The 847-nt window shown below is 73.8% G+C and carries 1 protein-coding gene; it reads left to right on the top strand.

Annotated elements, in window-relative coordinates:
* Positions 1-847 (top strand): ketoacyl-synthetase C-terminal extension domain-containing protein (locus IG94_RS0137980; RefSeq protein WP_031048733.1); only part of this gene is annotated, 847 nt, incomplete at both ends.

The following is an 847-nucleotide window of genomic DNA, read 5'->3' as shown; positions in this document are numbered from 1 at the left end:
GAGGCTCGGTGATCCGATCGAGGCGGAGGCGTTGCTGGCGACGTATGGGCAGGGGCGGGATGCCGAGCGGCCGTTGTGGCTGGGGTCGGTGAAGTCGAACATCGGGCACACGCAGGCCGCCGCCGGCGTCGCGGGTGTCATCAAGACCGTCCTCGCCCTGAGGCACGCAGCCCTGCCCCGGACCCTGCACGCCGACGAGCCCTCCGCACACGTCGACTGGTCCACCGGCACCGTGGCACTCCTCACCGCGCCCCGCGACTGGCCGGAGACGGGACGGCCGCGCCGCGCCGGTGTCTCGTCCTTCGGCGTCAGCGGCACCAACGCCCACGTCATCCTGGAGCAGGGGCCGGACCCGGAGGTCCGCGACGACGACCACCCCACCGACGGCACCGTCGAACCCTGGACACTGACGGCGCGGTCCGACGCGGCCCTGCGGGACCAGGCCCGGCGCCTGCTGCCGCTGGCGGAAGACGCCGCACGGGACACCCGGGCCCCCCGGGGCGACGACATCGGCCACGCCCTCGTGACCACACGCGCCGTACTCGACCACCGGGCGGTCGTCCTCGGCGCGACCGGCGCCGGCCCGGCCGGCGCCCTGACCGCCCTGGCCGAGGGGCGGCCGACACCCGCCGTCGTGCACGGCACGGCCACCTCCGCCGACGACCGCGTCGTCTTCGTCTTCCCGGGTCAGGGGTCGCAGTGGGTGGGTATGGCGTTGGGGTTGTTGGGTGATGTGCCGGTGTTTGCGGAGCGGTTGGGGGAGTGTGCGGCGGCGTTGGAGCCGTTTGTGGATGTTCCGTTGTTGGAGGCGTTGGGTGATGGGGTGGCGTTGGGTCGGGTGGAGGTG

It is taken from the genome of Streptomyces olivaceus (assembly GCF_000721235.1).
Taxonomy (GTDB): domain Bacteria; phylum Actinomycetota; class Actinomycetes; order Streptomycetales; family Streptomycetaceae; genus Streptomyces; species Streptomyces olivaceus.
The sequence above is the reverse complement of the archived record's forward strand: the minus strand, read 5'-3'. Positions and strand labels throughout refer to the sequence as shown.